We start from the raw sequence: 25,459 nt of genomic DNA on the forward strand, positions 1-25,459 counted from the left end.
GAGCTCCGGCTCCCGGGCATACAGCCCGGGAGCCGGAGCTTTTTTGCGTTGAGGTAGGGTCAGGAGGCATCGTTGGTTCGTTTCCCACTGGAGGCCCCCGGGTGGAGGTCCAGGAGACCCGCGTCCAGACTGACCGGGTCCTCACCATCCCCAACATCCTCAGCATGGCGCGGCTCGTCGGCGTGCCCCTGTTCCTGTGGCTGATCCTCAGGCCCGAGTTCGGAGGGCCGAAAAGCGACGGCTGGGCACTGCTCGTGCTGGCGTTCAGCGGTATCAGCGACTACCTCGACGGGAAGCTCGCGCGACGCTGGAACCAGATCAGCAGCCTCGGCCGGCTGCTTGATCCGGCCGCCGACCGGCTCTACATTCTCTCCACACTCGTCGGCCTGACATGGCGTGAGATCCTGCCGCTCTGGTTGACGGCTGTACTACTCGCCCGCGAGTTGGTCCTTCTGGTGATGGTGGGAGTCCTCAGGCGTCACGGGTACCCGCCACCCCAGGTGAACTTCCTCGGCAAAGCCGCCACCTTCAACCTGATGTACGCCTTCCCGCTGCTGCTGCTCAGTGACGGGACCGGATGGATCCCGTCACTCGCTGCTGTTTTCGGATGGGCGTTCGCCATTTGGGGTACGACGCTGTACTGGTGGGCAGGAGTTCTCTACGTGGTACAAGTCCGCCGTCTCGTCCGTGCGGACGCCCTGGTCGACTGAGCCCGGTTCCCTCGACGCGACAGCGGCTCGATGGCCCGTTACAAAGAAGTACGGGACAATCTGGACGGGCGAAGTCGGCCAGACCGTCGTCTCTTCGAGGAGGACGCTTCCGACATGAAGGCCGTCGTGATGGCCGGAGGCGAAGGCACGCGCCTTCGTCCGATGACCTCAAGCATGCCCAAGCCGCTCCTGCCCGTCGCCAACCGGCCCATCATGGAGCACGTTCTCCGGCTGCTCAAAAGGCATGGGCTCAACGAGACCGTCGTCACCGTCCAGTTCCTGGCGTCTCTGGTCAAGAACTACTTCGGTGACGGTGAAGAGCTCGGAATGGAGCTCACCTACGCCAACGAGGAGAAGCCCCTCGGCACCGCCGGAAGCGTGAAGAACGCCGAGGAAGCGCTGAAGGACGATGCCTTTCTCGTCATCTCCGGCGACGCACTCACCGACTTCGACCTCACCGATCTGGTCAATTTCCACAAGGAGAAGGGCGCCCTGGTCACCGTCTGTCTGACGCGTGTGCCCAATCCGCTGGAATTCGGCATCACGATCGTCGACGACGACGGCAAGGTCGAACGCTTCCTGGAGAAGCCGACCTGGGGCCAGGTCTTCTCGGACACCGTCAACACCGGCATCTACGTCATGGAGCCCGAGGTCTTCGACTACGTCGACCCCGATGTGCCCGTCGACTGGTCCGGCGACGTCTTCCCCCAGCTGATGAAGGAGGGCAAGCCTGTCTACGGCTATGTCGCCGAAGGCTACTGGGAGGACGTCGGCACCCATGAGAGCTATGTGAAAGCCCAGGCCGACGTCCTCGAGGGCAAGGTCGACGTCGATATCGACGGATTCGAGATCTCGCCCGGAGTATGGGTCGCCGAAGGCGCCGAAGTGCACCCCGACGCGGTCCTGCGCGGGCCGCTCTACATCGGGGACTACGCCAAGGTCGAGGCCGGGGCGGAAGTCCGCGAACACACCGTCGTGGGCTCCAACGTCGTCGTCAAGACGGGTGCCTTTCTGCACCGGGCCGTCGTGCACGACAACGTGTACGTCGGGCAGCACAGCAATCTGCGCGGCTGCGTGGTCGGCAAGAACACCGACATCATGCGCGCGGCCCGCATCGAGGACGGCGCCGTCATCGGCGACGAATGCCTGATCGGCGAGGAATCGATCGTCCAGGGCAACGTGCGGGTCTACCCCTTCAAGACCATCGAGGCCGGCGCGTTCGTCAACACCTCGGTCATCTGGGAGTCCCGCGGGCAGGCGCACCTGTTCGGGGCGCGCGGCGTCTCCGGCATCCTGAACGTGGAGATCACGCCGGAACTGGCGGTGCGGATCGCGGGAGCCTACGCCACCACACTCAAGAAGGGCTCCACGGTCACCACCGCCCGCGACCACTCGCGTGGCGCGCGGGCCCTGAAGCGGGCCGTCATCTCGGCGCTGCAGGCCAGTGCCATCGACGTGCGCGACCTGGAGAACGTGCCGCTCCCGGTGGCGCGGCAGCAGACCGCGCGGGGCAGCGCCGGCGGCATCATGATCCGCACCACGCCCGGGGTGCCCGACTCGGTGGACATCATGTTCTTCGACGGACGGGGCGCGGACCTGTCCCAGGGCAGCCAGCGGAAGCTGGACCGGGTGTTCGCACGGCAGGAGTACCGACGTGCGTTCCCGGGGGAGATCGGCGACCTGCGCTTCCCGGCCAGCGTCTTCGACTCCTACACGGGCTCGCTGCTGCGCAACGTCGACATCAACGGGATCGCCGACTCCGGCCTGAAGGTCGTCGTCGACGCCTCCAACGGCAGCGCCGGACTCGTCCTGCCCAGTCTCCTCGGCAGGCTGGGCGTGGACTCGCTGACCATCAATCCCGGCCTCGACGAGTCCCGGCCCACCGAGACCCCCGAGATGCGGCGGGCGGGCCTGGTGCGCCTGGGCGAGATAGTGGCGTCGTCGGGAGCCGCGTTCGGCGTCCGTTTCGACCCCGTCGGCGAGCGGCTGTCACTCGTCGACGAGAAGGGCCGGATCATCGAGGACGACCGGGCACTGCTCGTCATGCTCGACCTGGTCGCCGCCGAGCGCCGCAGCGGACGGGTGGCACTGCCGGTGACCACGACGCGGATCGCCGAGCAGGTGGCCGCCTACCACGGCACCCAGGTCGAGTGGACGACCACCTCCCCGGACGACCTGACGCGGGTCGGCAGGGACGAGGGCGCCATCTTCGGCGGGGACGGAAAGGGCGGCTTCATCGTTCCCGAGTTCAGCGGCGTCTACGACGGCGCGGCCGCCTTCGTACGCCTGATCGGCCTGGTCGCGCGGACCCAGCTCACCCTGAGCCAGATCGACGCCCGGATTCCGCGGGCCCACGTCCTGCGCAGGGATCTGGCCACCCCGTGGGCGGTGAAGGGTCTCGTCATGCGCAGCGTCGTGGAGGCCGCCGGAGACCGCTCCGTGGACACCACGGACGGTGTCCGCGTCGTGGAGAGCGACGGCCGCTGGGTGATGGTGCTGCCCGACCCGGCCGAGGCCGTCACCCACCTGTGGGCGGAAGGCCCCGACGACGCCTCCGCGCAGGCGCTGCTCGACGAGTGGTCGGCGGTCGTGGACAGCGCGGGCCGGTAGCCGCACCGGCACCCGTGCGTGCCGGACGGGCATCCCCAAGGGGGCCCGTCCGGCAAGCCGATGGGGCCGTTCGGAGGTCCCGGGCGCGACATGCGACGATGTGCGGCATGCCGCAGCCACCCCCCGTTCGGAGCAGTCGTACGACCTCCACGCGTCCGGACGCGTCCATGTCGCTGCTCACCAACGTCATGGACCACAGCCTCGACGACGGATACGCCGAGGCCGCAGCCCGGAAGGCCGCCGAGAACGGCGGGCTGCCCAAGACCCTGCGCGCCAGACTGGGGCTCGCCTCCGGACTCGTGCTCGCGGCTCTGATCGTCACCGTCGGTGCGGCGCAGGCCCGGGTGGCGGCACCCGTCGTGGCCAAGGAACGCCAGGAACTCATCGACCGCATCGACCAGGGCACCGACGCGGCGGACGAACTGCAGGACTCCGTCGACCGGCTCCGGGACGATGTCGGTGCTCGGCAGCGAGAGGCGCTGAAGCAGACCGGAGGCGGCGGCCGGGCGGACCTGGTCGGCCTCCTGGCCGGTGCAACCGCCGTCCACGGTCCCGGCGTCAAACTGGTCGTGGACGACGCCGAGGAGGCCGACGGGGGCGGCTCCGGCAACCCGCGGGAGACGACGGGCTTCGCCGACACCGGCCGGATCCGCGACCGGGACATGCAGCGCGTCGTGAACGGGCTGTGGCAGTCGGGAGCCGAAGCCGTCTCGATCAACGGGCAGCGGCTGACGGCACTGTCCGCGATCAGGGCCGCGGGCGACGCGATACTGGTCGACAACCGGCCGCTGGTCCCCCCGTACACGGTCCTCGCGGTCGGTGACGGGCGGCAACTGAGCAGCGGGTTCAAGGACAGCGCGGACGGGCTGTACCTGGAGGCCCTGAAGGAGAGCTACGGCATCCGCTACACCCTCTCCGTCCAGGACGACGTCCGGCTGCCGGCCGCGCCGAGCCTGATCGTCCGCACCGCAAAGTCGAACACCGAGAATTCCGAGAAGGGCACATCGTGATCGCCGTACTGGGCCTCGTCGTGGGAGTCGTGGCAGGACTGTTGGTCCGGCCCGAGGTGCCGGCGGCCGTCGAGCCCTACCTCCCGATCGCCGTCGTGGCGGCGCTGGACGCCGTCTTCGGCGGCCTCCGGGCCATGCTGGACGGCATCTTCGACGACAAGGTCTTCGTCGTGTCGTTCCTGTCGAACGTCGTCGTCGCCGCGCTGATCGTGTTCCTGGGCGACAAGTTGGGCGTGGGCGCCCAGCTGTCCACGGGCGTCGTGGTCGTCCTCGGAATCCGCATCTTCTCCAACGCCGCGGCGATCCGCCGGCACGTCTTCCGGGCGTGAGGCCGATGAGCGACCAGAACGAGCAGTCCGGGAACGAACCGGGCGAGGAAGCGCCGCAGAACACCCCCGCGGACGCCCCCGGGAGCGTGCCGCCGGAAGCATCGCCCGACAAGCCGCGGGACACGTCCCGCGAGACGCCGGGCCCCGAGGACCGGGGCATACCGGCGGAGGAACCCGGCACGGCCCGGGAAGCGGCCGACGGGGGCGGGCGGTCGGAACCGGCCGCCGCGCCGCCCGCGGAGCCGGCGCTCACCGGCAGGCAGCGGCTGGCGCAGGGGCTGTGGCCGCCGCGGGTCAGCCGCGCCCAGCTCATCGTCGCCGTGCTCCTGTTCGGCCTCGGCTTCGGGCTCGCGGTGCAGGTGGCCTCGAACAGCGACAGCGACAGCGCCCTGCGCGGCGCGCGCCAGGAGGACCTGGTGCGCATCCTCGACGAACTCGACGACCGGACTCAGCGTCTTGAGGATGAGAAGCAGGGGCTGGAGAAGCAGCGGGAGGAACTGGAGAACAGCTCCGACCAGGCCGAGGAGGCCCGCAAGCAGACCCTCCAGAAGGAGAGGCAACTCGGCATCCTGGCGGGCACGGTCGCCGCCCGGGGCCCCGGCATCACGATGACCATCGACGACACGAAGGGGACGGTCGAGGCGGACATGCTGCTGGACGCGATCCAGGAACTGCGTGCCGCCGGAGCGGAGGCGATCCAGGTGAACGGGGTGAGGGTGGTCGCCGACACCTATCTGACGGATTCCGGCAAGAGCGTCAGCATCGACGGGAACAAGATCACCGCTCCCTATCGTTTTCAGGTCATCGGCAAGCCGCAGGACCTGGATCCGGCGCTGAACATCCCGGGAGGCGTGGTGCAGACTCTGGAAAAGGAGCAGGCCACGGTGGTCATCGAGCGGTCGGACAAGATCGTCGTGGACGCCTTGCGAGCGGCGAAGCGGCCTGACTACGCTCGGTCGTCCTCCCGGTGAAGCGGCGGTGCATGGCAGGCATCGGGCGAGGGCATGACGTTGCGGGGGGTCGGCGCACCGAACCGGTGGTGCGTGGTGGAAACTGTCTGGTGGATACGGACGTTGTGAAGATGTCCGGGTCGACCGGTGTGTTCAGTCAGGGTTCGTCCTGCCCCACGGGCGGGTCTGTTTCGGTCAAGGGGAATCGCCCGTGAAGTTGTTTGGGAAGTTGTTCGGCAAGAGCACGCGAGAGGGCGGCGACAACGCGACCGCCCGGCATCGCGCACAGCCCGATGCCGAGGGACGGCGGCCGCTGTTCCGGGACCAGGTGGCTGGTCCGGGCGGTGACGCGTCCCGGGCGCCGGGCGCGCCGTCGGTTGACCCTGCCCAGGCGGGCGGCATAGGTTTCGGACAACCGTCGACCTCGGGTACGGATGCCCCGTACGCGTCCAATGCGCCGGCGGGGCAGCCGCGGCAGGAGGATCCGTCCATGTCGGCCCTGGTGTGTACGAGGTGCGGTAACCGCAACGCGGAGAACAGCCGCTTCTGCTCCCACTGCGGTGCTCCGCTCCGGGCCGGGGCCGCCGCGGAGCGCCCGTCGGAGACCACCTCGACGATCTCCATCTCCGGCATCGAGGCCTATGACGCGGAGGCCACCGGCCAGACGGCCGTCCCGGCGCTGTCGTCCGAGGCGCAGGCGGCCGTGGACGCGCTCCCGCTGGGCTCGGCGCTCCTGGTGGTGCGCCGCGGGCCGAACCAGGGCAGCCGCTTCCTGCTGGACAGCGACCTGACCACGGCCGGGCGCCACCCGCAGAGCGACATCTTCCTGGACGACGTCACCGTCTCCCGCCGGCACGTGGAGTTCCGTCGCGGACCGGACGGCAGCTTCACCGTGGCCGACGTGGGCAGCCTCAACGGCACGTACGTCAACCGGGAGCGGATCGACTCGGTCGCCCTGTCCAACGGGGACGAGGTGCAGATCGGCAAGTACCGGCTGGTCTTCTACGCGAGCCAGCGGGCTTACTGAGCGCTCCCGGACTCGGTCCGGGAGCACCCTCCAAGGAAGTTTGATGCTTCGAACACCGAGCGGCGGTGCCGATCACGGCGCCGCCGCCGCGGACAATGACCTGATGAGCATCGGTACCGTGTTGAACGCGCTGCGGGACGAGTTCCCCGAGGTCACCATCTCCAAGATCCGGTTCCTGGAGTCGGAGGGGTTGATCGAGCCGCGGCGGACCCCTTCCGGCTACCGCAAGTTCAGCGACGAGGACGTGGAGCGCCTTGCTCGGGTGCTGAGAATGCAGCGGGACCACTACCTCCCGCTGAAGGTGATCCGCGAGCACCTCGACGCCGTGGAACGCGGCGAGGCGGTGCATCTTCCGCCGCTGGGCCGGCCGGGAGAGGGCGACTCCGCGCAGACATCCGGCGAGCCGCCGGCCGCGGCCAGAATCGGCCGCGAGGAGCTGCTGGACGCCGCCGGGATCGGCGAGCAGGAGCTGCAGGAGTGGGAGTCGTACGGACTCGTCACGCCCCTGGAGGACGGCGTCTACGACGCGGAGTCGGCCACTGTCGCCTCGCTCGTCGCGCAACTGGGCCGCTTCGGGATCGAGCCGCGGCACCTGCGGTTGATGAAGGCTGCCGCCGACCGGGAGGCCGGGCTGGTGGACCAGGTGGTGGCCCCGCTCCGGCGCCACCGCAACCCGCAGACCAGGGCACATGCGGAGGACCGGGCGAGGGAACTGGCGGATCTCGCGGTGCGGCTCCACTCGGCGCTGGTGCAGACGGCACTCGGGGTGCGGTTGCCCTGACGGAAGGGGTCCTCGCGGTGCGTGATCGGCCACGCCTTGCCGGCTCGACTACCCAAACATCCCGGGCACGGCCTAGGGTTGCTGTGTGAACGAGCTCGATGTCGTAGGTGTCCGGGTCGAAATGCCCTCCAACCAACCGATCGTGCTCCTGCGCGAAGTGGGAGGCGACCGCTACCTCCCCATCTGGATCGGGCCGGGGGAGGCGACGGCGATCGCCTTCGCTCAGCAGGGCATGGCCCCCGCGCGGCCGCTGACCCACGACCTTTTCAAGGACGTGCTGGAGGCCGTTGGTCAGGAGCTGACCGAAGTGCGCATCACGGACCTGCGCGAGGGCGTTTTCTACGCGGAGCTGGTCTTCGCCAGCGGAGTCGAGGTGAGTGCCCGCCCGTCCGACGCCATAGCGCTGGCCCTGCGCACCGGCACGCCGATCTACGGCAGTGACACGGTCCTCGACGACGCGGGCATCGCCATCCCGGACGAGCAGGAGGACGAGGTGGAGAAGTTCCGCGAGTTCCTCGACCAGATCTCTCCGGAGGACTTCGGGACCAGCAACCAGTAGGCGCGGCACGCCTGCTACCCGCCGACGCACGGTCCGGCGGGCGGTTCCGCCGGACGGCCGCGTCGCGCAAAATACCGGCAAGTGCCACGAGGGTATGAGAGAGTCCTGCGACCCCCTCCGGACACATTCCGCTAGCCTTTCCCCGCGGTGGGGTGCGGGAAACCACTCCCAGGGTGATTATCACCCGGCGTGCCGAGTGTGGCGATCGTTGACGCACCCATGGTGACTGCCTACCGTCGAGAAGGCAGGTCAAGGACGGAGGTCGGCGTGGGAAGCAGCGGCGGCGGTACGGCTGGGGGTGCCCCCGGACGTGGTTTCGGGGCGGGCGGTCCGTTTCCGCTTCACAGCAGCACGGCCGATCACGTTCCGCAGCGACCGGCGGCCGTGCCGAGCAGCGGAGGGGCGGCGTCGATGACGTCCGAGCAGATCGGCTACCGCGGTCCGACGGCCTGCGCGGCAGCCGGCATCACCTACAGGCAACTCGACTACTGGGCCCGCACCGGCCTCGTCGAACCCAGTGTCCGGCCCGCCTACGGATCCGGGACGCAGCGCCTGTACAGCTTCCGGGACGTCGTCGTCCTGAAGATCGTCAAGCGGTTCCTCGACACCGGGGTCTCGCTGCAGAACATCCGCACCGCCGTCCAGCACCTGCGGGAACGCGGCTTCCGCGATCTGGAGCGCATGACGCTGATGAGCGACGGCGCCACCGTCTACGAGTGCACCTCGCCGGACGAGGTGCACGCCCTGCTGCAGGGCGGACAGGGCGTCTTCGGGATCGCTGTCGGAGTGGTGTGGCGGGACGTGGAGAGCGCGCTCTCGCAACTGCACGGGGAGCGCATCGACACCGGGGAGACCCTCGTCGGGCACAATCCAGCGGACGAACTGGCCCGCCGACGGAACCGGGCCGTCTGAGCGGTTTCCGCGACCCTGCGGCGGTGCCCGCAGAGAGCCCGCCGCGTTCCCCCGGCGGCACCGGGTGCGACGTCAGTGGCGATGTCAGTGGCGTGGTGCAGCATCGGAGGTGTGAGAACCGCGCCCACGATCCTGCATCTCGACATGGATGCCTTCTTCGCCTCGGCGGAGCAGGCGTCCAAGCCGAGCCTGCGCGGGAAGGCCGTCGTGGTGGGCGGTCTCGGACCACGCGGGGTGGTGGCCACCGCCTCGTACGAGGCGCGGGTCTTCGGCGTCCACTCGGCGATGCCCACGGCGCAGGCCCGCCGACTGGCGCCGCACGCCGCCTACCTCACTCCGCGCTTCGACTTCTACCGGTCGATCAGCGAGCAGGTGATGGGGCTGCTGCGGGCGCTGTCGCCGCTGGTGGAGCCGCTGAGCCTGGACGAGGCCTTCGTGGACCTGGAGGCCTCGGGAGCGGCCCGGGACAGCGCCTCGGCCAGGCTGGCCGGCGAGAGGCTCCGCGCCGACATCCGCGCCGTCACCGGGCTCACCGGATCGGTCGGCCTCGCGGCCTGCAAGATGCTCGCGAAGATCGGCTCCGAGCAGGCCAAACCGGACGGCCTCGTCCTGATCGAGCCGGGCAGCGAGCGGGCCCTGCTGGGCCCGATGCCGGTCCGGACCCTGCCCGGCGTCGGGCCGGCCACCGGCGACCACCTGCGCAGAGCCGGGATCGCCACCGTCGACGAGATCGTCGAGGCCGGAGAGGACGAACTGGTCCGGCTGCTGGGCAAGGCGCACGGCCACGGGCTGTACGCGATGGCGCTGGCGCGGGACGACCGCCCGGTGGTCGCCGAGCGGGAGACGAAGTCGGTGTCGGTCGAGGACACCTACGACGTGGACATCCACGACCGGCTCCGGATCGGGATGGAGGTGCGGCGGCTGGCCGACCGCTGCGTCCACCGGCTGCGCGCCGCGGGTCTGTCCGGCCGGACGATCGTGCTGAAGGTGCGGCGCTACGACTTCTCGACACTCACCCGGTCGGAGACGCTGCGCGGGCCGACGGACGATCCGGCGGTGGTGCGGGAGGCGGCGGCGCGGCTGCTCGACCCACTGGACACCACGGGCGGGGTGCGGCTGCTGGGAGTGGGGGTGAGCGGCCTCGCCGACTACACCCAGGAGGACCTCTTCGCCCAGGCCGCGGGGGAGCGTACGGAGCAGGCGGAGGAGGAGGCCGAGGCCGCACCGGCCCCGGACGAGGCCGAACCCGCCGAATGGCGCTGGCGGCCCGGCCGCGACGTCCGGCACGCCCTCCACGGGCACGGCTGGGTGCAGGGCAGCGGCCTCGGGCGGGTCACGGTGCGGTTCGAGACCCCCGACTCGGCGCCCGGGCGGGTACGCACCTTCCGGGTGGACGATCCGGCGCTGGAGCCGGCGCAGCCGCTGCCGCTGGTGCAGCGGGGGGCCGACCCGGAGGCCGGGGACGTGCCGCGGCGGGCGGGGGCCGGTCCGGGCCCGGCAGCGGCGCCGAGACCGCCGACGCCCGCGTGACACGGCCCGCGCGCCCGGGGAGGCAGGCGGCCCGCTGGAGCGTGCGGCGCGCGCGGAGGCGTACCGGGGGGGAGCGGAACCCGGAGCGCCGGACGGGAGCTGCAGGGGGCGGGGGAGGGCCGGGCCGGTGGGGCCGGGGCGGGGGAGGGCGGGACCGGGAGGGCGGCGATCGGGGGATGCCGGGGAGGAGAGTGCGGGGCGGGGCCGTTCAGGTCTCGTCCGTGCCCGCCAGCCGGCCGAAGTCGCGGTCCGGGAGGGACGGGGGCGGAGCCACGTCGAGGCCGTAGTGGTGGTAGAGCTGGAGCTCCTGCTCCGGCGAGAGGTGGCGGCCCACACCGAAGTCGGGGGCGTCCTTGATCAGCGCGCGTTCGAACGGGATGTGCAGGGTGCCCTCGACCAGCTCGCTCGGCTCCAGCGGGACGAAGGCGTCCCGGGAGAAGAGGCCGGTCCGTATGGCGGCCCACTCCGGCACACCGGTCGCGTCGTCGAGGTACACCTCGTCGACGGTGCCGATCTTGGTGCCGTCGCGGTCGAACGCCTTGCGGCCGATCAGGTTGCGCGGATCGATGTCGGTCTGCACGGTCCCTCCATGAGGTCGCAACTCATCCGTAAGCACTACGAAAGAGCACAATGCGTGCCGCGGCCACTCGAGGAACCGGCCACGGGCCTCGCTGGTAGGCTGGCAAGCGGCTGCTGACCCCGTGCGGGAGAGTCCTCCGTCCACCACCGGAGGCGCCGAAGGAGCAAATCCTCCCCGGAATCTCTCAGGCTCACGTACCGCACGGACGAGGTCACTCTGGAAAGCAGGGCGGGTGTCGACGGCTTCCGCTCTCACCGACGGTGAAAACCGGCCGCCCCGAGGCGGCCCGGTGAAGCTCTCAGGTTGAGATGACAGAGGGGGAGGCCGTCGGGGCACCCGTGCCGTGGTGCTCCTCGAAGGTCGCGTCAGACCAGGAGGCCTCCGCAATGACCGCCCATCGCACTCCGCTCTCCGAGCTCGAACAGGGCACTCCCTTCGAGCGGCGCCACATCGGCCCCGACCACGAGGCGCGGGCCAAGATGCTCGCGCAGGTCGGCTACGGCTCGCTGGACGAGCTCACCACCGCCGCCGTACCGGATGTGATCAAGAACGCCGACGCGCTCGATCTGCCGGGAGCCCGCACCGAACCGGAGGTGCTGGCCGAGCTGCGCTCCCTCGCCGACCGCAACCAGGTGCTCGACCCGATGATCGGGCTCGGTTACCACGGCACCTTCACCCCGCCCGTCATCCTGCGCAACGTCATGGAGAACCCGGCCTGGTACACGGCGTACACGCCGTACCAGCCGGAGATCTCCCAGGGCCGCCTCGAAGCCCTGCTGAACTTCCAGACCATGGTCGCCGACCTGACCGGCCTGCCCACCTCCGGAGCCTCCCTCCTCGACGAGGGGACCGCGGCAGCCGAGGCCATGGCCCTGTCCCGGCGCATGGGCCGGAACAAGAAGGGCGTCTTCCTGGTGGACGCGGACGCACTGCCGCAGACCCTCGCGGTGCTCCGGACCCGCGCGGAGCCGACCGGCGTCGAGATCGTCGTCGCCGACCTGTCCGACGGCATCCCGGCGGAGACCGCCGAGCGCGAGATCAACGGCGTGCTGATCCAGTACCCGGGCGCCTCCGGCGCGGTGCGCGACATCAGGCCCGTCATCGAGCAGGCCCACGCGCTGGGCGCCTTGGTCACCGTCGCCGCCGACCTGCTTGCGCTGACCCTGCTGACCTCGCCCGGCGAGCTCGGCGCGGACATCGCGGTCGGCACCACCCAGCGGTTCGGTGTGCCGATGGGCTTCGGCGGTCCGCACGCCGGCTACATGGCCGTGCAGGAGAAGTTCGCCCGCAGCCTGCCCGGGCGGCTCGTGGGCGTGTCCCTGGACGCGGACGGGCACAAGGCGTACCGGCTGGCGCTGCAGACCCGCGAGCAGCACATCCGCCGCGAGAAGGCCACCAGCAACATCTGCACCGCGCAGGTGCTGCTCGCCGTGATGGCCGGGATGTACGCCGTCTACCACGGCCCCGACGGACTGCGGACGATCGCCCGGCGCACCCACCGCTACGCCTCGATCCTCGCCGCGGGACTCGCCGACGGCGGAGCCGAGATCGTCCACCGGTCGTTCTTCGACACGTTGACCGTGCGGGTGCCCGGGAAGGCCGCCGAGATCGTGGCCGCCGCCCGCGGCAACGGGGTCAACCTGCGCCTCGTCGACGCCGACCTGGTATCCATCGCCTGCGACGAGACGACCACCCGCGCGAACCTGGCCGCCGTCTGGGCCGCCTTCGGAACCGAGGGCGACATCGACGCGCTGGACGCCGCCACCGGGGACGCGCTGCCGCAGCCGCTGCTGCGCTCCGACGACTACCTGGCGCACCCCGTCTTCCACCAGCACCGCTCCGAGACGGCGATGCTGCGCTACCTGCGCACCCTGGCCGACCGCGACTACGCGCTCGACCGGGGCATGATCCCGCTGGGCTCCTGCACCATGAAGCTCAACGCGACCACCGAGATGGAGCCGGTCACCTGGCCCGAGTTCGGGCAGCTGCACCCCTTCGCACCGGCCGAGCAGGCGGAGGGCTACCTCACGCTCATCCGCGAGCTGGAGGAGCGCCTCGCCGAGGTCACCGGGTACGACAGGGTCTCGCTCCAGCCGAACGCCGGCTCGCAGGGCGAGCTGGCCGGGCTGCTGGCCGTGCGCGGCTACCACCGTGCGAACGGCGACGAGCAGCGCACCGTCTGCCTCATCCCGTCCTCCGCACACGGCACCAACGCGGCCAGCGCCGTCATGGCCGGGATGAAGGTCGTCGTCGTGAAGACCGCCGGGGACGGCGAGATCGACGTCGAGGACCTGCGGGCGAGGATCGAGCAGCACCGCGACGAACTGGCCGTGCTGATGATCACCTACCCGTCCACGCACGGCGTGTTCGAGGAGCACGTCGCCGACATCTGCGCGCAGGTCCACGAGGCGGGCGGCCAGGTGTACGTCGACGGCGCCAACCTCAACGCGCTCGTCGGCCTCGCCAAGCCGGGCCACTTCGGCGGGGACGTCTCCCACCTGAACCTGCACAAGACGTTCTGCATCCCGCACGGCGGCGGCGGCCCGGGCGTCGGCCCGGTGGGCGTGCGCGCCCACCTGGCGCCCTACCTGCCCAACCACCCGCTGCAGCCCGCCGCGGGGCCCGAGACGGGCGTCGGCCCGATCTCCGCGGCGCCCTGGGGCAGCGCGGGCATCCTGCCCATCTCCTGGGCCTACGTCCGGCTGATGGGCGGCGAGGGGCTGAAGCGCGCCACACAGGTGGCCGTGCTGTCCGCCAACTACGTCGCCAAGCGTCTGGAGCCGCACTTCCCGGTGCTCTACACCGGCCCGGGCGGGCTCGTCGCGCACGAGTGCATCATCGACCTTCGCCCGCTGACCAAGGCGACCGGGGTGAGCGTCGACGACGTGGCGAAGCGGCTCATCGACTACGGCTTCCACGCGCCGACGATGTCCTTCCCGGTGGCCGGCACGCTGATGATCGAGCCGACCGAATCCGAGGACCTGGCCGAGCTGGACCGGTTCTGCGAGGCGATGATCGCCATCCGTGCGGAGATCGAGAAGGTCGCCTCCGGTGCGTGGCCCGCGGACGACAACCCGCTGCGCAACGCCCCGCACACCACGCGACTGCTGGGCGGCGACTGGGACCACGCCTACAGCCGCGAGGAGGCCGTCTTCCCGGCCGGGGTGTCGGCCGCCGACAAGTACTGGCCCCCGGTGCGCCGTATCGACCAGGCGTTCGGGGACCGGAACCTGGTCTGCGCCTGCCCGCCGCTGGACGCCTACGAGGACTGACCGCGCACACGTCGGGGCCCGGCCGCACCGTCGGCCGGGCCCCGACGCATGTCCGGCCGTCGCCGTTGCCGTCGCCGTTGGCCTCGCGGTCGCGGTCGCGGCCTCGGTCGAGCAGCGGACGCCCGCCCGGCGGCTACCCACCGGCGCGGCGTTCACCGCCCACCGGACGGCTGCCCGATGCCGTGCTTCGCCCCGACCCGGGGGCTCGGCACGGCGCGGGCGGCCCGCCCCCTCCCACCGTCCGTTGCCGTGCGCACCGGCCCGCGGAGCGCGGTGCGCCGTCCCCGTAGCCGCGGAGGCGTCAGTCCGGGTAGGCGTGCGTCTGCGTCGCCTTCACCGTCGCCCACACCGGTGCCCCCGGGTGGAGATCCAGTTCGGCCGCGGCGACCGCGGTCAGGTCCGCGGTCAGCGGCAGCTCGCCCCTCAGGTCGGCGCGAACCTGGTCCCCGTGGGGCTCCAGCCCGTTCACCTCGCAGCGCCACAGGTTGCGTGCGCTGGATCCGGTGGGCCGGTCGCGGTGGAGGGTGACCGCGCCGGGCGGAAAGGCGACGAACACCGGCCCGGACAGGTCCTCCGTGGTGGTGATGACGGCGCCCGTGCCGAGCCGGACGGTGTGGCCCTCGGCCCGGCCCCGGTAGAGGTTCAGTCCGACGAGCTGGGCGATGTAGTCGGTGCGCGGCCGGCGGGCGATGGCCGACGGGGAGCCCTCCTGGACCACGCGGCCGTCCTCCACCACCACGAGCCGGTCGGCGAGCACCATGGCGTCCAGCGGATCGTGGGTGACCAGGACGGCGACGGCCTCGAAGTCGGCCAGGTGGCGGCGGAGCCCGGCCCGGACCTCCAGCCGGGTGCGCGCGTCCAGCGCCGACAGCGGTTCGTCCAGCAGCAGCAGGCGGGGGCGGATGGCCAGGGCACGGGCGAGCGCGACCCGCTGGGCCTGACCGCCGGACAGGCGCCGGGGCTTGGCGTCCGCCTGGTCGGCCAGCCCCATGCGCTCCAGCCACCGGCCGGCCGCGGCCCGCGCCCGCGCCTTGCCGGCGCCCCGGCAGCGCGGTCCGAAGGCGACGTTGTCCAGGGCCGTCAGGTGCGGGAACAGCAGGTAGTCCTGGAAGACGACGCCCACCGGCCGGGACTCCGGGGGTGTGCCGTCCAGGGCGGCCCCGTCCAGGCGCAGGTGGCCGGCGGTCAGAGGGACGAGGCCGGCGAGCGCCCGCAGGGCGGTGGTCTTGCCCGCGCCGTTCGGTCCGAGGAGGGCGAGAACCTCTCCGGGCGCCGCGGCCAGCGCGACGTCCAGGCGGAACGCGTCGCGGTCGACGACGAGGCGGGCGTCCAGCCCCTCCTCCCGCGCCGCGCCGGCGGTGCGGGAGGCGGCGGCGTCGTCAGGTTCGGTCATGAGGGCATCGTCCCTGGAGGAAGGCCGGGCGGCGGGGCGCGGCGGGGTCAGGAAGGTGTCAGCCAGCGGTCCCGCAGTCCCGCGAGCACCGCGACCGACACGGCCAGCAGTGTCAAACTGAGGGCGACGGCCGCGGCCGGGTCGTTCTGCAGGGCGAGGTACACCGCCAGCGGCATGGTCTGGGTACGGCCGGGGAAGTTCCCCGCGAACGTGATCGTGGCCCCGAACTCGCCGAGTGCCCGGGCCCAGGACAGGACGGCGCCGGCTGCGATTCCCGGCGCTATCAGCGGCAGGGTCACCCGACGGAACGCGGTGAAGCGCGAGGCGCCGAGGGTCTGCGCGGCCTCCTCGTAGCGCCGGTCGGCGGCACGCAGTGTGCCCTCGACGCTGATCACCAGGAACGGCATCGCCACGAAGGTCTCCGCGAGGACCACGCCGGCGGTGGTGAACGGCAGGGTGACGCCGAACCAGGCGTCGAGCCAACGGCCGACCACTCCGTTGCGGCCGAGCGCGAGGAGCAGGGCCACGCCGCCCACCACCGGCGGCAGCACCAGCGGCAGGGTCACCAGCGCCCGCACCAGGCCCCGGCCGCGGAACTCGGTGCGGGCCAGCAGCCAGGCCAGTGGCACGCCGAGCAGCAGGCTCAGCGCCGTGGCCGAGGTCGCGGAGACCAGGGAGAGCCGCAGCGCCTGCCAGACCCCGGGGCTGGTGAGCTGTTCGGCCAGACCGCTCCACGGGGCCCGGATCAGAAGCGCGGCCAGCGGCAGCGCCAGGAACGCCAGGCCCACCAGTGCGGGCAGCAGCAGCGGCAGGGGAACGCCCGGACGGAGGCGGCGGGGGCGGTGCGCCATGCCGCGGCGGGCGTCGGGGGCGGGCGCCGCGGGGGAGGTACGGCGCGCGGTCATGGCTTGGAGAACCCCGACGCGGCGAGCACCTGCTGGCCCGCGGCGGACTTCACCAGGTCGATGAAGGCCTTGGCCGCATCGGGGTTCGGCGCGTCCTTGAGCAGGGTGATCGGGTACTCGTTGACGGCCTCGGCCGATTCCGGGAAGTCCACTCCGTCGACCTTGTCGCCCGCCGCCCGGACGTCGGTCCGGTAGACCAGGGCGGCGTCCGCCTCCTTGAGTACGACCTTGGTGAGGGCGCTCTTGACGTCCCGCTCGTAGGAAGCGGGGGTGAGTTCCACGCCGCCGGCGTCCAGCACCTTCCGGGCGGCGGCACCGCACGGCACGTTCCGGTCGCACAGTACGACCTTCAGCCCGGACGCGGTCAGATCCCTCAGGCCGGTGATGCCGTCGGGGTTGCCCGGCAGGGTGGCGATCTCCAGCCGGTTGCGGGCGAAGGCGGTGGGTGCGCCGGCCGCGTCCCCGTGCCCGGTGACCGTCGCCATCGTGCGGTCGCTCGCCGAGGCGAAGACGTCGGCGGGGGCCCCACCGGTGATGCCGGCGGCGAGGGAGTCGCTGCCGTTGAAGTTGAGAGTGACCTCGGTACCGGGGTGGGCCTTCTCGAACTCCTTGCCCAGCGTCGTGAAGCTCTCCTTCAGCGAGGCGGCCGCGAAGACCGTGACCGTTCCCGAGAGCCGGGAGGACGCGGCGCCGGAGCCGCCCGATCCGGCGGGGGAGCCCGCCGAGGAGGACCCGCAGGCGCTGAGCGACAGCAGGGCGGCGGCCGTGGCGCTGGCCAGCGGAAGGGCCCGGCGGGCGGTACGGGTCGTCACGATTGCTCCCTGAACGGTCCGGCGGTGGGCGCAACGGCCCCCCTTGCGCCGATCATAATGCCGCACCTGCCAGCAGGAAATCCCCTGTGGCATCGCATAAGCCATCCATGAACTCTGGCCGGCTTGCATGTGCGTTGCTACAGAGGGCGGCGGTCCGGGGTGCGGGGGCACGGTTCCCCCGCGGGCAGGGTCGGCAGTCGCCCGGGCTTCCGAAGCGCGGTGGCTGTCCGGCGGTGCGGCGGAGAGCGGTGGCGCCCGGGTCGCGGCCCACCGGAGCGGTCGTGCGTTCCGAGTGCGCCGCCCCGCCGGTGCGTCGCGAGCGCTCCGCTCGGGAAGCGGAGCCGGGTCCCGACCGGCCTGCGCGAGCACGGGAGCGGCGTCCTCCCTCATCCCTTGTCGATGTGCACGTTTGTCGATTTGACGCGGGCGGTGGCCTCCATGCCTACCTCCAGGCCCAGCTCCTCGACCGCCTCCCGGGTCAGCAGGGAGACCAGCCGGTGCGGGCCGGCCTGGATCTCGACCTGGGCGGCGACGTCGCCGAGTTTGATCGCGGTGACGATGCCGGGGAAGGCGTTGCGGACCGAGGTCCGCGGTACCTCCTCCTCTCCGCTGCCGGTTCCGGCCATTTCGACGGAGAACGCCGCGAGCGCCCTCCCGTCGATCAGTCGCCGTCCGCTCTCGTCGCGGTGGGTCGCCATCCGGCCGGCGTCCGCCCAGCGGCGCGCGGTGTCGGGGCTCACGCCGAGCAGTCGCGCTGCCTGGCCGATCGTGTAGGACTGCATGCCGGTCACGATAGGGCGGCGGCGGGCGGCCGGAGCCGCCGGACCCGTCAGCGCACCTACGACCGGATCGCAGGACTCCGGGCGAAGCAAGCGCCGGGCCCTGGACCGGCAGCACAGGAGCAGCACCGCCATCGCCCGCACCTACGGCACGGTCGTGGTCGGAGCACTCACCATTCCGGGCCGAACCGCTCCATCAACGGGAGAGGCGTGGGGCCGGACGGTCACCGTGCTGACGTACGAGACCGCCCAACGCGGCGGCACCTTGGTCGAGGTCCCCGCCCCCGGCGCGGCTCGGCGTGCGGTTTTACTACGCCCGGCAGTCGGGAATCCCAGGCTGTGTTCGTGTGCAGGAACCCGGACTGCGGCTGGTCGGGCAACGCCGGCCGCAACGCAGCCCGGAACGTCCTGCACCTGTACCGGACGGGCCACGCGCTCGGACCGCGGTTCAGCGGCTGCGGCCGGCCCCCGGCGGTCCGGGCGGCACCGCGGCCGCCCGGTGGAGATCAGGCGGCCGTCGCCACCCGGCTGGCGTCCAGCGGGCGGTGCGGGGCGATGATCTGGCCGTTCGGCAGCAGCTCGCCGGTGTCCTCGAAGAGGAGCACGCCGTTGCACAGCAGGCTCCAGCCCTGCTCCGGATGGTGCGCCAGGAGGCGCGCGGACTCCCGGTCGGCGGATTCGGCGGTCGGGCACGGTGGCTGGTGCTGGCACATGGGTGGGGTCTCTCGCTCGGTCGTGGTCGGTGAGATGGTGGTGTGTTTTCCGCGGTGTGAAGCGTCGTTCATGGCCGCCCCCGTGATGACAGACTCGGTCGGGACCCAGTGTTCCCCTCCGGGCGTCGATCCGCAGGGATTTCGCCGCACCGCTATGCAACGGTTCATGACCTGTCACCCGGCTGGGCGGTTCATGCCAACTGTGCTGTCACTTGGGGTGGTTGGCGGTAGCACTCGGTCGCCGGCCGATGTCCTCGCGCACTGCCGGCGGAGGGTCTGCTCGGATGAGCGCACGGAGAGTGCTGCGGAAACGTCGCACCCCGCGGCCGGCGATCCGGCTGCGGGGTGCGAAGGGGCGGGTGCGGCGCGTCAGGCGGACGAGCCGAGCAGCGGAGCGGGGGGCACTCGATGGGTGAGTACCGGGAGGAGCTCGGCCACCGCGTGCGGCCGGTGGGCCGCGATCCCGGGCGGTGCCGGCGCCAGCGGCACCAGCAGGTCACCCGCGGCGGGGTGGCCGGAGGCGGTGTCCGCCGCGAAGTCGCCGTGCAACCACAGGGTGAACATGTACAGGCTGGGCACGGACAGCAGGCGGGGCTGGTACGGCTGCGTCACGGACTCCGCCTGGCGCAGTGCGCGCTCGGTGGAGGCGACGTAAGGGCCCTCGAAGAAGTGGGAGAAGGCCCAGCCGTCGGGAGTGAGCCGGCTCTCGGCGGCCGCGACCGCGTGATCGCCGCAGCGGATCAGGAAGCGCCATCCGGTCAGTCGGGTGGAGAGAGCACCCTGCGGTGTGATCTTGTCCAGGACGTGCACCGGCAGGGGCAGTTCGGGGCCCGCCGGCTGCTGGGCCGCCCGCAGGGAGGGAGTGGGTGCCTCGCTGACCGCGGTGGGGGAACCGAGTGCCGTGAGGACGGAGCGCAGGGCTGGGGCGGGAGCCGAAGGGACGTGCAGCGGCATGGTGGGTCGCCTCTCAATCGACAGGCACGGTGGCGCGAGGGCGGGGCGTGGGCGGACGACGCTGTCAGCTCGCGAGACCAGAAAGGCGGGGTCCGGGTCCGAGACCGGTGGGTGCACGTAGGGCCCGCCGTCCGTCATACGGGCGACAGGCTTCCGACCGCGGGCGGCCACCTTCTGTCTGGTCCACGGAGTTTATACGACACATGTTCAGACTGTGTTTCCGCTAGCTGTTTCCCGGGCTCTCGGCAAGAGTGCATCACGTCGACGATACGCGGTAATCATCCTGGTTTCGAACCGGGCCCGCAGTGATGACCTCGTGATATGACGTGGCTACGGTCGGCTTATTCGCGTCGGCGCTTTTCACGAGATCCCCGGACCGGAAACCCCACGGCGCTTCATGCCGCGTGAATGTGCCGCCGGACTCCTCGCTACAGCGTAGCCGGTGGCGCCCCCGCGTGGGACGTTATCGATCGCTTCAGCGGGGCATCATCCCACGTGCACCAGCACACCGGCGGCCGGGAAGGGCCTGCTGCCCGAACCAGGAGGGACGCTTCGATGGGCGAGAAGGTCGCGGCAGGCGCGTTCGACCTGTCCGATCGCCAGCGCTACCGTCAGAAACTGCGGCAGTGTCTGACGGGGCTGGAGCTGCTCCTGGACCGGCAGCGCTTCGACCGTCCCAGGAACCTGATGGGGCTGGAGATCGAATTGAATCTCGTCGGTCGCGACGGGCAGCCGAGAATGCTGAATGCGCAAGTACTCGAGCGCATCGCGAGCCGCGACTTCCAGACCGAGCTGGCCATGTTCAATCTGGAGGTCAACATTGCGCCGCACCGGCTCGGCGGCCGGGTTTTCGACCGGCTGGCCGAGGAACTGCGCACGTCCCTGGCCTATGCCGACCGGAAAGCGGGGGAACTGGACGCCGGGATCGCGATGATCGGTATCCTGCCCACGCTCGACCGGGACGACCTGGTCTCCTCCAACCTCTCCGACGCGGACCGCTACACCCTGCTCAACGACCAGATCGTCGCCGCCCGCGGAGAGGACTTCAGGCTCGACATCGCCGGGGTCGAGAGGCTGACCTGCACCGCCAGGTCCATCGCCCCCGAAGCGGCCTGCACCTCCGTACAACTCCACCTCCAGGTCACCCCGGCCCGCTTCGCCGACGTGTGGAACGCCGCCCAGGCCGTGGCCGCGGTACAGGTCGCCGTCGGCGCCAACTCGCCCTTCCTGTTCGGCCGGGAGCTGTGGCGCGAGTCCCGGCCCCCGCTGTTCCAGCAGTCCACCGACACCCGTCCGCCCGAACTGCAGGCCCAGGGGGTCCGACCGCGCACCTGGTTCGGGGAGCGGTGGATCTCCTCCGCCCGCGACCTCTTCGAGGAGAACCTCCGCTACTTCCCCGCGCTGCTGCCGATCTGCGACGACGAGGACCCGCTGGCGGTACTGGAGGCGGGCGGCGTTCCGCGGCTCGGCGAGCTCGTCCTGCACAACGGCACCATCTACCGCTGGAACCGCCCCGTGTACGGCATCGCCGACGGCGTCCCGCACCTCCGGGTGGAGAACCGCGTGCTGCCCGCCGGCCCCACCGTCACCGACGTGATCGCCAACACCGCCTTCTACTACGGCGTGGTCCGGGCCCTGGCCGAGGACGCCAGGCCGGTGTGGACCCGGATGCCGTTCGAGGCCGCCGCCGCCAACTTCGACACCGCCTGCCGGTACGGCATCGACGCGCGGCTCGAGTGGCCGCGGCGAGGCCGGCTGGGCGGCACCGGCGAGGTCGACGCGGTGAACCTGGTCCGGGACGAGCTGCTGCCGCTCGCCGAGGCGGGGCTGGACGCGTGGGGCGTCGAGGCGGCGGACCGCGACCTGTACCTGGGCGTCATCGAGGAGCGCTGCCGGCGCCGGGCCAACGGCGCGTCCTGGCAGTCCGCGACCTTCCACCGGGCGCGCGAGGCGGGGCTGTCCCGGGAGGCCGCACTGGCCGCGACGACCCGCCGCTACTGCGAGCTGATGCACCTCGGGGAACCGGTGCACAGCTGGCCGGTGGGGTTGCCGGAGCCGGTGCCGCTGGGCTGAGCCCGGTGCCGCCGCCCGTCCGGCGCCCGGCGCTGCGCCGCGCTCGGCCCGTGCCGTGCCCGCCCCGAGGGCGCCGGTGGGCCGTGGCGGCTACCGGAGCACGCGGCGCCGGGCCGGGGCACGCGGTATTGGGCTCGTGGGGTGCGCGCCGGAGTGTCGGGGTATGCGGCGGTGGGCCGGTGGGGTGGGCGCCGGCGGGGCGGAGTACGCGGTGCCGGGCCGGGCCGACGCGCGGGAGCAGGGGCCGCCGGAAAGGGAGCCGAGTCCATCAGGCAAGCTGTGACCTCCCATGACAGTGGGCCGCTCCCGACCCGCCCGGCGCGCCGCATCCGGCCGCCCCAGGCGCAGGGGCGCGCCCTCGGCGCGCACGTGGAGGCAGAGCCGGTGGCCGATTCCCTTCCTCAGCAACGGCTCTCGCGACGGTTCCTCCGGGACGAGACGCTGCTCGTCCTGGGCCTCTCGCTCGGAGCGAGCGGGGTGTCCGCCCTCATCAGCTTCGTCGGCTCGGTCACCAAACCCGGGGGACTGAAGGACCAGGCCGCCACCCTCAACGCCTCGGCCGCGCCGGGCCGGCCCTGGCTGGACCTGGCCTGGCAGCTGTTCGGGATCGCCAGCGCGCTGGTGCCGGTCGCGCTCGTCGCGCACCTTCTGCTGCGAGAGGGCGCGAACCTGCGCAGCATCGGCTTCGACCGGACCCGGCCCTGGCCCGACCTCGGCCGGGGAGCCGCGATCGCGGCCGTGATCGGCAGCACCGGCATCGCCTTCTACCTCGCCGCCCGAGGCCTCGGCTTCAACCTGACCGTCGTCCCCGAGGCGCTGCCCGACGTGTGGTGGAAGTACCCGGTGCTGATCCTTTCGGCCGTGCAGAACGCCGTCCTGGAAGAGGTCGTCGTGGTCGGCTACCTGCTCCGCCGGCTCGGTCAGCTGGGCTGGTCGCCGGGCACCGCACTGGTCGCCAGCGCCGTGCTGCGCGGCTCGTACCACCTCTACCAGGGGATCGGCGGTTTCCTCGGCAACATGGTGATGGGCGTGGTCTTCGTACTGCTCTACCGCCGCTGGGGCAGGGTCGGCCCGCTGGTGGTGGCGCACTCCCTGCTCGACATCGGGGCCTTCGTGGGGTACGCGCTCCTCGCGGGCAAGGTGGGCTGGCTGCCGACCGCGTGAGCCCGGCCGGAGCGGGACGGCGGGTCTGCCGTCCCGCTCCTTCCCTTCCTCCGTGGGCTCGGGGGTGCCCCGGGGCGGCGAACGACCGCTCGTCCGCCCCGGCCCCGGAATCAGACGGCTGCCAGGACGGCGCGCAACCGCTCGTCCTCGCGGATGATGCTGTTCGCCACGCCTGAGTCGACGATGCGCCGGTCCCCCTCGGCCAGTTCGGCTACGCGCAGGCGCTGCCGGGCGCTCAGGGCGGTGGCACCGAGGGTGCGGAGGGCCTCGCAGGCGCCCGCGACGTCCGCTCCGGTCTCGGCGGAGTCGAGGACGGCCCCGGCGAGCCGACCGAGGTCGACACCGTCCGGGCCGGTGACGGCGAGCAGGGCGAGGGCGGCGGCGGGGGCCTTTTCGGGGGCGTCGAGCAGTTCTTCCAGCCGGGGAACCAGGGGCCTGGCAGCCGCGCCCAAGAGGGCCGCGGCCCGGAGGGCGCGGACCACGGTCCACCGGTACCGGCGCCGGTCGCCACTGGTGCGGTCCAGGACGGAGGCCAGGATCCTCACGGCCTCCGCGGCATCGCCGTCGATCTGCCACAGGGCGAGGGCGATCGCGGTGTCCCGGTCCAGTTGCGGGGTGGTCGGCTCGGCGTCCTCGCTGACGGCGGCCCGCAGGGCGGGGAGCAGTCCGGCGGCAGTCGCGCCCAGGGCGGCGGCGGCTCCGGCAGCCTCGGCGATCTCGCGCGGGCCGGCGGCGAGCGCCCGGGCGGCGGCGTCGAGCAGGACGTCGGTCTCGCCGGTGAGCTCGTGGTGGGCCCGCGCCACCATCAACGACCCGCCGGCGGCCCGCAGCACCGCGCCGGACCGTTCGCGCTCGTGCTGCGAGCCGCCGGCTGCCACGGAGGTGACGGCGCTGGCCGCGTAGGGGAAACGAGGCAGCACGGCGTGCAGCTCGGGCAGCGCCGCGACGGCCTGCGGGCCCCACCGGCGCAGCAGGTGGACAAGGTTGGCCGTCTCGTTGTTGCCGAGCCCGTCCAAGGCCAGGCGGGCACGGACGGCGTCGAGCAGGGCCGGGTCGAAGGGGAAGGCAGGGGCCAGGAATTCGGCTGCGGCTTCGAGCGCGCGGGGGCGCCGATCGAGGTCCCGGGCCAGCAGCGGGGCGGCCTGCCGGGGTGCGACCCGGACGAGTACGGCCAACGCCTGGTCGGCCGCCTCGTCGTCGGGCCGGACGGCGAGTTCGGCGAGGACGGGAGCGGCCTCGGCTGCGGCCGGCCCGAGCCGGCCCAGCAGGCTTGACGCCGGGTACTCGGCGGCGAGTGGTGCCAGGGCGGGTACGAGTCGCCGGGGGGCTCTGCGGGAGAGGCGGCAGGCGTGGTCGGCCGCGGCGAGCCCCTCGGCCCGCACTTCGGGGCGGCTGTCCCGCAGGGCGGCGTCCAGCAGGGAGAAGGCGGCCTCGCGGTCCGCTTCCGTCGTACGGCGCAGCAAGGTGTCGACGATCCTGTTCAGCGGCTCGTGTGAGTGCATGCCGTACCGGTCGACGCCGCATGTGCGGGCGGGCAGCACGTCGCGCACGGCGTCGTGGTGGGCGGCGGTCCACGGCTCCCCGGTGGCCAGGGCGACGAGGAGCGCGGCCAGTCGCAGGGGCGCGGGCGTGTCCGCGCCGAGCAGCGCGCGGGTCTCGACGGCGGCGCCGGAGGGGTCCACCCGGCCGAGGGCGACGAGCAGCTCGGCCCGGACACGGGGATCAGCCTCGGCCGTCCACCGGCTCCGCACGGCCGTCGAGCCGGCCCCGGACCTGCGGGTGTGGCCGAGCGTCCAGGCGGTGAGCAGCCGGACGTCCACGTCCTCATGGGCCAGCAGCGTCGTCAGGAGCGGGATCTGGTCTGCGACGGCGGCCCGGACGGCCCCCGGCGCTATCCCCCGTTCGTCATCGCTCTCGGCCAACCCGCCGAGCAGGTGGAGGACTTCGGCCGTACCCGGCCGGCCGGCAGCGGCGATCCCGGCAAGGTACGGGACGGCTTCCACGCTGGCGGAGTACACCGTGCCCTGGTGGAGGATGCACGAGTACAGCTCGGAGATCGCCTCCTCGGCGTCCCCGCCGCCCTCGGCGAGCGCGCGGAGCAGGTCGGGCAGATCCTCGGCGGGACCGTAGGCGTGCGAGACGGAGGCCCAGGGGCGCGAGTCCAGGCCGGCGAGGGCGTCAGGGAGAGTCATGGTGTGATCGTCGCAGCAGGGTCCGACAGGACGCTCGGGTGCCGTTGGCCGTCCGCACCGCGTGCATGATTCGTCCCCGTCGGCGTCAGCGGTGCGAGGCGGGTGGCACCGCACCGTTGCCGCGGCCCGGGCATTCCACAACGGGCCGCTGACGCTCCGGAACACGGGAAGCGCAACGGACCACGCCACTGCCGCAGGCCGAGC

21 protein-coding genes and 1 riboswitch are annotated in these 25,459 nt (G+C 72.2%); of the genes, 13 read left to right on the forward strand and 8 right to left on the reverse strand.

The window, feature by feature from the left end; genetic code table 11:
* Window positions 1-101: 101 nt before the first annotated feature.
* The 10 genes from ACL02U_RS15620 to ACL02U_RS15665 all read left to right on the forward strand — a co-directional run bounded on the left by ACL02U_RS15620 (window position 102) and on the right by ACL02U_RS15665 (window position 10,418).
* Window positions 102-710, forward strand: a complete 609-nt coding sequence (locus ACL02U_RS15620) for a CDP-alcohol phosphatidyltransferase family protein (RefSeq protein WP_412791424.1) — start codon at window positions 102-104, stop codon at window positions 708-710.
* Window positions 711-824: 114 nt separating this feature from the next.
* The gene (locus ACL02U_RS15625; RefSeq protein ID WP_412791425.1) at window positions 825-3,320 is read left to right on the forward strand and encodes a sugar phosphate nucleotidyltransferase; all 2,496 of its coding nucleotides are present in this window, start codon (window positions 825-827) and stop codon (window positions 3,318-3,320) included.
* Between the two features lie 98 nt (window positions 3,321-3,418).
* On the forward strand, window positions 3,419-4,330 hold the full coding sequence (locus ACL02U_RS15630) for a DUF881 domain-containing protein (RefSeq protein ID WP_412791426.1): 912 nt from the start codon (window positions 3,419-3,421) through the stop codon (window positions 4,328-4,330).
* Entirely contained in the window at window positions 4,327-4,659 is a 333-nt protein-coding gene (locus ACL02U_RS15635) for a small basic family protein (protein ID WP_003977440.1), read from the forward strand. The genes ACL02U_RS15630 and ACL02U_RS15635 overlap by 4 nt, the downstream gene beginning before the upstream one ends.
* Before the next feature lie 5 nt (window positions 4,660-4,664).
* Window positions 4,665-5,630, forward strand: coding sequence for a DUF881 domain-containing protein (locus tag ACL02U_RS15640; RefSeq protein ID WP_412791427.1), 966 nt, complete (start codon window positions 4,665-4,667; stop codon window positions 5,628-5,630).
* Window positions 5,631-5,820: 190 nt separating this feature from the next.
* Window positions 5,821-6,636 (forward strand): FHA domain-containing protein, encoded by an 816-nt coding sequence (locus ACL02U_RS15645; RefSeq protein WP_412791428.1) that lies wholly within the window; start codon window positions 5,821-5,823, stop codon window positions 6,634-6,636.
* A gap of 43 nt (window positions 6,637-6,679) precedes the next feature.
* Window positions 6,680-7,417, forward strand: coding sequence for a MerR family transcriptional regulator (locus ACL02U_RS15650; protein WP_412791429.1), 738 nt, complete (start codon window positions 6,680-6,682; stop codon window positions 7,415-7,417).
* Window positions 7,418-7,502: 85 nt separating this feature from the next.
* The gene (locus tag ACL02U_RS15655) at window positions 7,503-7,976 is read left to right on the forward strand and encodes a bifunctional nuclease family protein (RefSeq protein WP_004934251.1); all 474 of its coding nucleotides are present in this window, start codon (window positions 7,503-7,505) and stop codon (window positions 7,974-7,976) included.
* A gap of 267 nt (window positions 7,977-8,243) precedes the next feature.
* Window positions 8,244-8,888: a MerR family transcriptional regulator gene (locus ACL02U_RS15660; protein WP_412791430.1), complete on the forward strand. Its 645-nt coding sequence runs from the start codon at window positions 8,244-8,246 to the stop codon at window positions 8,886-8,888.
* 111 nt (window positions 8,889-8,999) lie between these two features.
* Window positions 9,000-10,418 carry a DNA polymerase IV gene (locus ACL02U_RS15665; RefSeq protein ID WP_412791431.1) on the forward strand — a complete coding sequence of 473 codons (1,419 nt, stop codon included), beginning with the start codon at window positions 9,000-9,002 and terminating at the stop codon, window positions 10,416-10,418.
* A gap of 208 nt (window positions 10,419-10,626) precedes the next feature.
* On the opposite strand, the gene ACL02U_RS15670 is transcribed toward ACL02U_RS15665, so the two are convergent.
* Window positions 10,627-10,998, reverse strand: coding sequence for a PRC-barrel domain-containing protein (locus tag ACL02U_RS15670; RefSeq protein WP_412791432.1), 372 nt, complete (start codon window positions 10,996-10,998; stop codon window positions 10,627-10,629).
* 114 nt (window positions 10,999-11,112) lie between these two features.
* Window positions 11,113-11,208: riboswitch (glycine riboswitch) on the forward strand.
* Between the two features lie 176 nt (window positions 11,209-11,384).
* Between ACL02U_RS15670 and gcvP the strand changes: the two genes are divergently transcribed.
* Entirely contained in the window at window positions 11,385-14,270 is a 2,886-nt protein-coding gene (gene gcvP / locus ACL02U_RS15675; protein WP_412791433.1) for an aminomethyl-transferring glycine dehydrogenase, read from the forward strand.
* Window positions 14,271-14,571: 301 nt separating this feature from the next.
* Here the strand turns inward: gcvP and ACL02U_RS15680 are convergent, their stop codons facing one another.
* From ACL02U_RS15680 to ACL02U_RS15705, 6 genes are all read right to left on the reverse strand, one after another.
* Window positions 14,572-15,663 carry an ABC transporter ATP-binding protein gene (locus ACL02U_RS15680; protein WP_412791434.1) on the reverse strand — a complete coding sequence of 364 codons (1,092 nt, stop codon included), beginning with the start codon at window positions 15,661-15,663 and terminating at the stop codon, window positions 14,572-14,574.
* Between the two features lie 47 nt (window positions 15,664-15,710).
* Window positions 15,711-16,568, reverse strand: a complete 858-nt coding sequence (gene modB, locus ACL02U_RS15685; RefSeq protein ID WP_412791435.1) for a molybdate ABC transporter permease subunit — start codon at window positions 16,566-16,568, stop codon at window positions 15,711-15,713.
* Window positions 16,565-17,380 carry a molybdate ABC transporter substrate-binding protein gene (modA, locus tag ACL02U_RS15690; protein ID WP_412791436.1) on the reverse strand — a complete coding sequence of 272 codons (816 nt, stop codon included), beginning with the start codon at window positions 17,378-17,380 and terminating at the stop codon, window positions 16,565-16,567. Before modA ends, modB begins: the two co-directional genes overlap by 4 nt.
* A 386-nt stretch (window positions 17,381-17,766) precedes the next feature.
* Window positions 17,767-18,171, reverse strand: coding sequence for a TOBE domain-containing protein (locus tag ACL02U_RS15695; RefSeq protein ID WP_412791437.1), 405 nt, complete (start codon window positions 18,169-18,171; stop codon window positions 17,767-17,769).
* Between the two features lie 494 nt (window positions 18,172-18,665).
* Window positions 18,666-18,872, reverse strand: a complete 207-nt coding sequence (locus ACL02U_RS15700; protein ID WP_412791506.1) for a DUF5999 family protein — start codon at window positions 18,870-18,872, stop codon at window positions 18,666-18,668.
* Between the two features lie 369 nt (window positions 18,873-19,241).
* Window positions 19,242-19,826: a hypothetical protein gene (locus tag ACL02U_RS15705; protein ID WP_412791438.1), complete on the reverse strand. Its 585-nt coding sequence runs from the start codon at window positions 19,824-19,826 to the stop codon at window positions 19,242-19,244.
* A 555-nt stretch (window positions 19,827-20,381) separates the two neighbouring features.
* Between ACL02U_RS15705 and ACL02U_RS15710 the strand changes: the two genes are divergently transcribed.
* Window positions 20,382-21,899: a glutamate-cysteine ligase family protein gene (locus ACL02U_RS15710; RefSeq protein WP_412791439.1), complete on the forward strand. Its 1,518-nt coding sequence runs from the start codon at window positions 20,382-20,384 to the stop codon at window positions 21,897-21,899.
* 384 nt (window positions 21,900-22,283) lie between these two features.
* Window positions 22,284-23,063: a CPBP family intramembrane glutamic endopeptidase gene (locus ACL02U_RS15715; RefSeq protein ID WP_412791440.1), complete on the forward strand. Its 780-nt coding sequence runs from the start codon at window positions 22,284-22,286 to the stop codon at window positions 23,061-23,063.
* A 110-nt stretch (window positions 23,064-23,173) separates the two neighbouring features.
* Here ACL02U_RS15715 and ACL02U_RS15720 read toward each other — a convergent pair whose 3' ends face one another.
* Window positions 23,174-25,255, reverse strand: a complete 2,082-nt coding sequence (locus tag ACL02U_RS15720; RefSeq protein ID WP_412791441.1) for a hypothetical protein — start codon at window positions 25,253-25,255, stop codon at window positions 23,174-23,176.
* Window positions 25,256-25,459: the final 204 nt, after the last annotated feature.

Origin of the sequence: Streptomyces sp. MS06 (assembly GCF_047200655.1) — a bacterium.
In the GTDB taxonomy this organism is placed as follows: domain Bacteria; phylum Actinomycetota; class Actinomycetes; order Streptomycetales; family Streptomycetaceae; genus Streptomyces.

What these genes read in the sequence shown, in the direction of transcription:
- ACL02U_RS15625 (WP_412791425.1), top strand. Translation starts at nt 825, where the DNA reads ATGAAGGCCGTCGTGATGGCCGGAGGCGAAGGCACGCGCCTTCGTCCG.
- ACL02U_RS15630 (WP_412791426.1), top strand. Translation starts at nt 3,419, where the DNA reads ATGTGCGGCATGCCGCAGCCACCCCCCGTTCGGAGCAGTCGTACGACC.
- ACL02U_RS15640 (WP_412791427.1), top strand. Translation starts at nt 4,665, where the DNA reads ATGAGCGACCAGAACGAGCAGTCCGGGAACGAACCGGGCGAGGAAGCG.
- ACL02U_RS15650 (WP_412791429.1), top strand. Translation starts at nt 6,680, where the DNA reads ATGCTTCGAACACCGAGCGGCGGTGCCGATCACGGCGCCGCCGCCGCG.
- gcvP (WP_412791433.1), top strand. Translation starts at nt 11,385, where the DNA reads ATGACCGCCCATCGCACTCCGCTCTCCGAGCTCGAACAGGGCACTCCC.
- ACL02U_RS15680 (WP_412791434.1), bottom strand. Translation starts at nt 15,663, where the DNA reads ATGACCGAACCTGACGACGCCGCCGCCTCCCGCACCGCCGGCGCGGCG.
- modB (WP_412791435.1), bottom strand. Translation starts at nt 16,568, where the DNA reads ATGACCGCGCGCCGTACCTCCCCCGCGGCGCCCGCCCCCGACGCCCGC.
- ACL02U_RS15700 (WP_412791506.1), bottom strand. Translation starts at nt 18,872, where the DNA reads ATGTGCCAGCACCAGCCACCGTGCCCGACCGCCGAATCCGCCGACCGG.
- ACL02U_RS15705 (WP_412791438.1), bottom strand. Translation starts at nt 19,826, where the DNA reads ATGCCGCTGCACGTCCCTTCGGCTCCCGCCCCAGCCCTGCGCTCCGTC.
- ACL02U_RS15710 (WP_412791439.1), top strand. Translation starts at nt 20,382, where the DNA reads ATGGGCGAGAAGGTCGCGGCAGGCGCGTTCGACCTGTCCGATCGCCAG.
- ACL02U_RS15720 (WP_412791441.1), bottom strand. Translation starts at nt 25,255, where the DNA reads ATGACTCTCCCTGACGCCCTCGCCGGCCTGGACTCGCGCCCCTGGGCC.